The organism is Dyella sp. (genome assembly GCF_036568765.1).
Lineage (GTDB): Bacteria > Pseudomonadota > Gammaproteobacteria > Xanthomonadales > Rhodanobacteraceae > GSA-30.
Genome location: NZ_DATCRY010000236.1, coordinates 1 through 8,848, shown reverse-complemented (window position 1 = coordinate 8,848; position 8,848 = coordinate 1). Strand labels below are relative to the sequence as shown.

Annotated in this window: 6 protein-coding genes; all 6 read left to right on the top strand. The window is 64.3% G+C overall.

Annotated features, from left to right (window positions below; all coding sequences use genetic code 11):
- On the top strand, window positions 1-697 hold a 697-nt coding region (locus tag VIM98_RS15970), incomplete at its 5' end, for a DUF3418 domain-containing protein (protein WP_331994100.1).
- A 33-nt stretch (window positions 698-730) separates the two neighbouring features.
- Window positions 731-2,872, top strand: a complete 2,142-nt coding sequence (locus VIM98_RS15965; RefSeq protein WP_331994099.1) for a bifunctional (p)ppGpp synthetase/guanosine-3',5'-bis(diphosphate) 3'-pyrophosphohydrolase — start codon at window positions 731-733, stop codon at window positions 2,870-2,872.
- Window positions 2,873-3,128: 256 nt separating this feature from the next.
- Window positions 3,129-4,844 carry a hypothetical protein gene (locus tag VIM98_RS15960; protein WP_331994098.1) on the top strand — a complete coding sequence of 572 codons (1,716 nt, stop codon included), beginning with the start codon at window positions 3,129-3,131 and terminating at the stop codon, window positions 4,842-4,844.
- Window positions 4,845-4,851: 7 nt separating this feature from the next.
- Window positions 4,852-5,694 (top strand): SDR family oxidoreductase, encoded by an 843-nt coding sequence (locus VIM98_RS15955; RefSeq protein ID WP_331994097.1) that lies wholly within the window; start codon window positions 4,852-4,854, stop codon window positions 5,692-5,694.
- Window positions 5,695-5,826: 132 nt separating this feature from the next.
- Window positions 5,827-8,154 carry a penicillin-binding protein 1B gene (gene mrcB / locus VIM98_RS15950; RefSeq protein ID WP_331994096.1) on the top strand — a complete coding sequence of 776 codons (2,328 nt, stop codon included), beginning with the start codon at window positions 5,827-5,829 and terminating at the stop codon, window positions 8,152-8,154.
- A gap of 3 nt (window positions 8,155-8,157) precedes the next feature.
- Window positions 8,158-8,685, top strand: a complete 528-nt coding sequence (locus VIM98_RS15945; RefSeq protein WP_414650231.1) for a tetratricopeptide repeat protein — start codon at window positions 8,158-8,160, stop codon at window positions 8,683-8,685.
- Window positions 8,686-8,848: the final 163 nt, after the last annotated feature.

The following is an 8,848-nucleotide window of genomic DNA, read 5'->3' as shown; positions in this document are numbered from 1 at the left end:
GATCATGCCGTCCCAAGAGATCGGTAAAGCCACCTTCGATCAGATCCTCGCGCAAGGCATCGACGCCGCCGAGCGGCGCCTTCCGGTCGGCAATGCCATGGCGTTGAAGTACGCGCCGCTCGGCGGCGTCGATGCCTTGCGCGAGGATCTGATCGAAGGTGGCTTTACCGATCTCTTGGGACGGCATGATCTGGATGCGCGCACAGCGGCGGCGTTCGAAACGCTGCATACTCAGTTTGCCCGAGAGATTTTCGGAGCCGGTGTGGAACGTCTGAAACTGGCCGAACCGATCGTCGAAGCGCAGGCGGACCTCAAGCCCTGGCTCGAGCCGCCGTTGATGGGCTTTGCCCGCGCCAGTTACGACGATCTGCGCGAGCAGTTCGATGCGCTGCTTGCGCGAGGTTTCCTGCGCGAACTGTCCACGGCGCGGCTCTCGCATTTTCCGCGTTACCTGAAAGCCATGCGATTGCGTGCCGAGCGCCTGCGCCAGGATCCGGCCAAAGATCAGCAGCGCATGCTGCAGGTGCTGCCGTATTGGCGACAATATCTGAAGTTTCGCGCCGAGGGCGCAGGTCCTTTGGACGAACTGCGCTGGCTGATCGAAGAATGGCGCGTCTCGTTGTTCGCGCAGGAGCTCAAGACTGCCGAGCCGGTGTCGGCCAAGCGACTGGCCCGTGCAGTCGAGGCGCTGGGATGAGCACAGCGTACGCCTTGGTCGCTAAAATGAGCCATGGCCCGCGCCACTGACTCTTCCGCCTCCGACCGCTTCGCCGCCTGGCGCGAGCGCGAGCTGCCGCGCGTGCTCGCCGATGCGCTGGCCGCATGCCAGCAACACGCCATTCCAGCCGCGAGCTGTGTGGAAGTGCTTGACCTGCTGGGTATGCTCGGCTGCGACGCGCAGACCCAGGCTGCAGCGCTCTGGTTCGAAGTCAGCCAGGCCGATGCCCGGGCCTGGGCCGGACAGAAAGGCAGCTTGCCGGTCGACGTCCAGCGCCTGGTCGAGGGGCAGGCTGCCGCCGAGCAGGTCTGGGCGCTGCACGCCCAGCGTACGCCGGGCAGCGGCAGCGAGGGTTTGCGCCGTTTGTTGCTGGCCATCATCCGTGACGTGCGCGTGGTATTCATCCTGCTGGCCCGCCAGTTGGCTCGTCTGCGTGCGGCCGCGGCTTTGCCCGAGGAGCAGCGCCGAGCGCTGGCACAATTGACTCAGGATATCCACGCGCCGTTGGCGAACCGCCTGGGTATCTGGCAGCTGAAGTGGGAGCTGGAAGATCTATCCTTCCGCCACCTGCATCCGGAGACCTACCGGCGTATCGCCAAGCTGCTGGACGAGCGCCGGGCCGATCGCGAGAGCTTCATCGCCGAATCGCTCGCCGTCCTGCGCAAGGCGTTGGAAGCGTCCGGTGTACGTGCCGATCTGGCCGGCCGGCCCAAGCACATTTACTCGATCTGGAAGAAGATGCAGCGCAAGTCGCTGGATTTCTCCGGTCTATACGATATCCGCGCTGTGCGTGTACTGGTCGAAAGCGTGGCCGACTGTTATGCCGCGCTCGGTGTAGTGCACTCCTTGTGGCCGCATCTGCCGGGCGAATTCGACGACTACATTGCGCGGCCCAAGGGTAACGACTATCGGTCGCTGCATACCGCCGTGATGGGGCCGCAAGGCAAGACCCTGGAGGTGCAGATACGTACCCACGAAATGCATCGCATCAACGAGCTGGGTGTGGCTGCGCACTGGCGCTACAAGGAAGGCGGTAGCGGCGATAGCGACTTCGAGGCCAAGATCGCCTGGATGCGCCGCCTGCTCGAGCCTCGTGGCGGTAGCGAATCGGATACCGAACTCGCTGCCGGTTTGCAGACCGAATTGCTGGAAGACCGCGTCTATGTGCTGACGCCGCGCGGAGAAGTGGTGGATCTGCCGCGTGGCGCCACCGTACTGGATTTCGCTTACCACGTGCATACGGAAGTCGGTCATCGCTGCCGTGGCGCCAAGGTCAATGGGCGCATCGTGCCTTTGACGTTCCAGCCGCAAAGCGGCGATCGCATCGAGATTCTCACCGCGAAACTGGCCGAGCCCAGTCGCGACTGGTTGTCGGTACATCACGGTTACCTGCACACATCGCGCGCAAGAGAGAAGGTGCGCGCATGGTTCCGCCGCGTGGCGCAGGAGGCCAATCTGGTTGCCGGGCGCGCCATGCTCGAGCGCGAGTTGCGTCGCCTGGCTATGCCGGGCGCCGATTTGTCCAGGTTGCCGGCGCATTTTCATCTGAAGACCCACGACGAACTGCTGGTGGCGCTGGCCTTGGGCGAGGTCAATCCGGGCCAGATCAGTCGCTTCTTGCAAGAGGCCGCCGCGCCGCCGCCGCCGGAGGTCACGCAATCCCAGTTGCCGGTCGCTTCACGACACCTCACACTTGAACACAGCGCCCTGAGCATCGAGGGTGTCGGCAACTTGCTGACGACCCTGGCGCGTTGCTGCCAGCCGTTGCCAGGCGATACGGTGCGCGGCTTCATCACGCGAGGGCGCGGCGTTTCGGTGCATCGCGCCGATTGTGTCAGCCTGGCGCGTCTGGTTCGCCGCGACCCCGATCGGGTGATCGATGTGGAGTGGGGCAAGGTCGCGGCACAAGCCTACGAAGTCGACATCGAGCTGCAGGGCTACGATCGCAAGGGCTTGCAGAAAGACGTCACCGCCCTGATCAGCAATTTCGGCACCCACATCATCGCCTCGTCCAGCCGGGTGTTCACCCGAACGGGCGAAGTGGAAATGCGCTTCACCTTGCGTGTGCGCGATTTCGAGCAGTTGTCCGCGTTGCTGGCGAAATTGACGGCGTTGCCCAATGTCGTCGATGCGCGTCGTGTTGGTGGGCAGTAGGGAGGTTGTGGCTTTCCAGGGACGAAGGGTGAGTAGCGAGGGGGCAAGTTCGATATCGCGCTTTACGGCGTCGCCCACGAAATTCTGACGCATCATCCCACACTTGCCGCAGTGGGCGGACTCGGCGCTCTCGCTAATCATCCCTCGTGCCTAATATAAGCCCACGCTTTCCGCCAGTTGAACGCCAGAGCCCGCGCATCACGGCTGGACGCCCCTGGATGTTAAGCTGGCGCAGTTGCCAACAGGCCAGCACCCTATGAGCGGACGCAAAGACAACAAGGACCAGGGCGGTCGCATGGAGCCCCGCCTGGGCAATCTCGACGGCCTGGACAAGCCGCAGGCGCCCATGCCGCCGCGCGATGACCTGCCGCATTTCGGTGCGGGCGATCCCGAGCGCCGCCGCCAGGCGCCGCGTCCGCAGCCGTCCAAATCAAGCAAGCGTGGCTGGCTTTGGCCGTTGCTATTGCTGATTGTGATTGGCGCAGTGGCTTTTGCCTGGGTCAACCAGGACCGCTTGCGCGGGCTGGTGCCCAGCACCGAACTCAACGATGTGCTCAGCCGTGCAGACGCCGCACTGCACGACGGTCATCTGGACGGCAACGACGGCAAGAGCGCCCGTGAGTTGTACGAAGCGGCCCGCGCCTTGGAGCCGGATAACGATCGCGCTCGTGACGGTCTGCGCCAAGTCGGGCAGGCAGAGATCGCGCGCGCGGATGCCGCGCTGCGCGACGGCCATCTGGACGATGCCGCCCAAGCCTTGAATGCCGCGCGTGAGTTGCTTGGCGGGGGCAGCGATGTCGAGCGCCTCGATCAGGCATTGACGAAGGCGCGCAGCGCCAACGTGCAACCGGATGGCCTGATCGATCGCGCGCAGCAGGCGCTGGCCGACGGCCGCCTCGACGGCGACGATGGCGCCGGCCATCTTTATCGGCAGGTATTGGCGATCGATCCGAACAACGCCATCGCCCTGCATGGCCTGGACAAAGTCGCGGAAGGTCTGGCCGCGCAGGCGCGCAAGGCCTTGGATGCGGGCGACCGTGCCACCGCTGCAACCATCGTCGACAAGCTGGCTGCGCTATTGCCGAATTACGGCGACTTGCCGTCGCTGCGTGCTTCGCTGGTGCAGGCGCAGAAACAGGACAACGGCGAGCTGGCCGACGATCTGAAACAGGGCCAGGATGCGTTGCGTGCCGGTCGCGTGGATGGCGATGGCGAGGACACCGCGGTGGCCTATTTCAAGTCCGCGCTGGCGATCGATCCGGATAATCAGGAGGCCAAGGCCGGCCTGGGTCAGGTCGCGCAGGCGTTGATCGTGCAAGCCAATGCGGCGATCGATGCGAACGATGCCGTGCATGCCGATCAATTGCTCGACCGCGCGGCTTCGTTCGCGCCGCGCTCGGCCGATCTTGCTGCGGCGCGTGCGCGCTTGAGCGACTTGAGCAAGCGTCTCAATGCCGGCAACAACATCGAGGCCACACCGGCCGGTGCCGATGGCAATGTCGCGCAGGCACCCGCAGCGACGTTGACGCCGCAACAGAGTGCTCAGATCGCTCGCATGCTACAGAGCGCCGAGCTGGCTGCGAGGCGCGGCCAGATCATGCTGCCGCCGGGCGACAGTGCTTACGATCTTTATCGCGGCGCGCTGGCGATCGACGGCAACAACGAAGCGGCGCGGCGCGGTTTGCAGGAGTTGCCGAATCTGGTCGCGCGCCAGTTCAATCAAGCCATGTCCAATGGCAATCTGGTTCAGGCCGAAGGTTTTCTTGGCGACCTTTCCGATCTGTCGCCGGGCGATGCCGGCCAGGACCAACTGCGTCAACGGTTGGCCGGTGCCTGGATGGATCAGGCCGAGCAGCAACTCGGTCGTGGCGACCGCGCCGGCGCTGCGCAGTCGCTGCATCATGCGGGCAAGCTGGCAACGGGCAATTCGCGCCTGCAACAGTTGACCGCGCGTCTGCAAACCGGGTCGTGAGGGTGGCATGACGATTTTGGTGATTGGCGCCAGCGGCCAGATTGGCCGCTTTCTGCTACCGCGCCTGCATGCCCGCGGCGAATCGGTCGTCGCATTCAGCCGCACCGAGCAGCCGCCGAGCGAAGGAGTGCAATGGCTGCGTGGCCAGGTGCCCGATTCGCCGATGCCAGGGGGGCGCTTCAGCGCCATTATCTGCATGGGGCCGCTGGTCGGTTTTGACGATTGGCTGTCACGCGTCGAGCTGCATGATCGCCCACGGGTGATCGCAATCAGCTCGATGAGCGCCCAGACCAAGCTCGACTCGGAGCTGAAATCCGAGCGAGAGCTGGCGCAGAGCATGCGCGACAGCGAGGCAAAGCTGGCACGTATATGCGAGCGCCATGGCTGTCCGTGGATGGTGTTGCGACCGACCATGATCTACGGCATCGGTATGGACAAGACACTCACTCCGATTGCGCGGCGCGCCATGCGTGCACGCGTGTTCCCGGTGTTGCAGGGCAACGGATTGCGTCAGCCGGTACACGCCGACGATATCGCCCAGGCGGTCGTCGCCGCGCTCGATCATCGCGAGGTATCGGGCTATGTCCTGCCGATCGGTGGCGGCGAGCGGCTCAGCGTGCGTGAGATGTTCATGCGCGTCCGCCGCAGCCTGCCCGGATGGACCCTGCCGGTACCGGTGCCGCTGCGACTCCTGCGGGTGCTGCGGTATTTCATGCATCACGTTCGGGGTACGCTGTCACGTTTTCAGACCGACCTGATCGCCGACAACGGCGAACTGGAACGGCGGCTGGGCGTGAAGCCGCGGCCATTCCGGCCCGATCCATCGTGCTGGGGTTACGGCAAGTGGTGATCCTCCGGTCGCAGCCCCGGGTTTTGCCCCGAACTGCCAGCAAATAGTCACGAATCCCGGCCCGGCGTTCAGACGCCCGCCGGTCAGCAGGCCCTATGATCGGCCCCACTTCGTGTAAGGGATATCGCCGCGTTGGCCTTTCTCAATCGTCTTGCCGCGTTTGCCCGTGCTTGCTGGCCCTGGGTGCGGATCCCGTTCTGGATCTGCATGGGGCTGCTGTTCGGCTTTGTCCTGCCGTACACCATCGTCCTGAACAAGCGGGTGCAGGATCGCTTCAACGACCTGGTGTTCGCCGTGCCCACGCGCGTCTACGCGAGGCCGTTGCCGCTGGCGGCCAGCCTGCCGATGACACCGGCGGCGTTGGAGTTGGAGTTGACCTTTGCCGGTTATAGCCGCGACGAGCACGGCGAGGTCGCCGGCACCTGGAGCCGCGATGGCAGCGTCTATGTGATCGACTCGCGCGGCTATGCGGGTCCGGACGGTGGCGAGCTGCCTCGACGTATCCGGGTGGTGCTGGGCAAGGGGCAGGTGGTTTCGGTGAAGGACCTGGCCACCGGCAAGGCGCTGGATCAGGCCCATCTGGATCCGGCGCGTATCGCCACCTTATATGGTGCTGCACAGGAAGAGCGCCGCATCGTCCGCCTCGCCGACGTGCCGCCGCTGCTGCTCAGCGGCCTGCAGGCTGTGGAAGATCGCGACTTCAAGCATCACTTCGGTATCGACTTCTCGGCGATCCTGCGCGCGAGTTTCGCCAACCTGCGCGCCGGCCATACGGTGCAAGGCGGCTCGACGCTTACCCAGCAGCTGGTGCGCAATCTGTTCCTCGACCGTGAGCAGAACTTCACGCGCAAGTTCAACGAAGCGCTGATGTCGATCCTCATCGAAGCGCATTACGACAAGGGACGTATTCTCGAGGCCTATATCAACCAAGTCTTCCTTGGTCAGCAAGGTTCGCAAGCGGTGCATGGATTTGCCGCCGCCGCGGAGTTTTATTTCGGTCGCCGCATGGAAGAGCTGCGTCCGCAGGAGGTGGCCTTGCTGGTGGGCATGGTCAAGGGGCCGAGCTACTACGATCCGCGCCGCTTTCCCGATCGTGCGCTATCGCGCCGTAATCTGGTGCTACAGCAGTTCGTCGATACCGGTCTGCTGACGGCAGAGCAGGGCAAGGCGGCACAGGCCACGCCCCTGGGCCTGGCCGGCAATGGCCAGCTGCCGCACAACCGTTTCCCGGCTTTCATGCAACTGGTGCGCGCACAGATCACCAGCGATTTCGACGACAGCACGCTGAGCGATGGCAACCTGAGCATTTTCACCACGCTCGATCCCGCCGCACAGCTATACGCCGAGCAGGCGATTACCAATACCGCCAAGGCACTGGGCAAGCGTGGCGATGCGGCGCAGGCCGCTGGCGTGGTGACCGATACGCAGACCGGCAGTGTGCTGGCCATTGTCGGCTCGAAGGAGCCGGGCGATCAGGGTTTTAACCGCGCCATCGACGCACGCCGCCCGATCGGCTCGCTGATGAAGCCTTTCGTCTATCTAGTGGCGCTGTCCGATCCGTCGCGCTGGAACCTGGCGACGTTGATCGACGATTCGCCGGTGTCGATGCGTCAGCCGGATGGCACGATGTGGACGCCGCAGAACGACGAACACGATGTGCATGGCCTGGTACCGATGGTCGATGGCCTGGTGCATTCCTGGAATCTGGCGACCATCCATCTGGGCATGGATGTCGGCGTCGGCCGGATCAAGGCGTTCCTGGAATCGTTCGGGCTGCAGGACGTCAATCCGAGTCCTTCTTTGCTGTTAGGTGCACAGGATCTGTCGCCGCTGCAGGTCGCACAGTTGTACGAATACCTCGCAGCCGACGGTCATGCTTTGCCCTTGCTGGCGGTGCGCGGTGTCGTCGACAGCGATGGCCGCACCATTAAGCGCTACGAGGTCAAGGGTGGCAAAGGCGAGTACCAGGGTGCCGTGCGCCTGACGACCTGGGCGATGCAGCAGGTGACGCGCTCGGGCACGGCGGCGGCGATCGGTGCCTCCTCGCTTGGTGTGCTCAACGCCGCGGGCAAGACCGGCACCAGCAACGACCAGCGCGATAGCTGGTTCGCCGGCTTCACCGGCGACCGCCTGGCGGTGTTCTGGATGGGGCGCGACGACAACAAGCCGAGCGGCCTTTACGGCGCCACCGGCAGCCTGCGCGTCTGGCAGGATCTCTTCCGCAAGCTGCCGACGCGGCCTTTGTCGGCTGCGCCGGGTGAAGGCCTGGAGCTGGCCTGGATCAACCCGCAGGAAGGCAAGCGCACGGATCCGTCCTGCGAGGGGGCACGCCAGTTCGCGGTGTTGACAGGCACGCTGGCGGCCGACACGGAAGGCTGCTTCTGGCAACATGTAGGGAATTTGTTCGGTGGCGGTCAGGATCAGCCCGCACCGGCTTCTACCGCGCCTGTACGAGATTGATCGATGACTGCCTTGTTCAAACGTTTCCCGCTGACACCTGCGATACTTGCTATCTGCCTGAGTGCCTGCATGACCCCGGCGCCGCCAACCCCGCCGGAACGCCAGACCAAGGCGGATAGCCTGATCGTCGCTTCGATCAGAGCCGCGGGCGACAAGGAAAAATCCGTCATCGACGTCAATCCGCTGCGCGATCCGGGCGTGACATCCTTGCAGGATGGCGCTAAAGCCGATGCACTTGCCGGTCGTTTCAGCGATGCGGCAGCCAAGCTCGATCAGGCCCTCAAGCTCAACCCGGATTCGCCGGACTTGCTGCAGGATCGCGCCGAAGTCGCCATCCGCCTGCACGATTACACCGATGCCGAGAAACTCGCGCGGCGCTCGTGGGAGCTCGGGCCGCGCCTCGGACCGTTGTGCGCACGCAATTGGCAGACGGTCGTCGAGTTGCGCGATCGTGTGGACGACCAGGTGGGGGCCGATAATGCGCGCAAGAGCGTAGCCAAGTGCCATGTCGAAGGCGTGCCGCGCTATTGAATCGGTTGCGCGGCTGTCGCCATTTACAGTAAAAACATCGCTCGGCCCCCGGACAAAGCGGAGCCGTATTTCTCGACAAGGAAGTTTTTCGACATGATGCCGATGCGCAAGGCGCTGCTGCCGGTCCTGCTGTTTGCACTGGCTGCCTGCACGGAAGAAAAAG